The 288-nt window shown below is 42.0% G+C and carries 1 pseudogene; it reads left to right on the plus strand.

Annotated features, from left to right (window positions below):
- Positions 1-94: 94 nt before the first annotated feature.
- Positions 95-288, plus strand: a pseudogene (locus GPK90_RS18880) (argininosuccinate lyase); the annotation flags it as partial.

A 288-nucleotide genomic window follows, 5' to 3' on the forward strand; every position in this document is an offset into this window, starting at 1 on the left:
TGATAATTTTACTTATCGGAAGTATAATGGCTTCGTAATGCAATTAGGAATTTCAAAAAGCGTTTCAAAAAAACAAAAGGAGAGTGCATTAATTATGAGAAAGCAGACTAAAATTGCTGCAGTCGTATCCGCAGCAGCTCTGTTAGCATTAGGCGCTTCCATGACATCTTTCGCAGCTTCCAAGGGAACCTGGATGATGGTTGATGGCGAGTGGTATTGCTACGACAAGAACGGTGACGCATACGAGAACGTATTCTGCTCCAGCAATGGTAAAGAGTACTACGTAGG

The sequence above is a fragment of the Clostridium sp. MCC344 genome (genome assembly GCF_018785365.1).
GTDB lineage: Bacteria > Bacillota > Clostridia > Lachnospirales > Lachnospiraceae > Pilosibacter.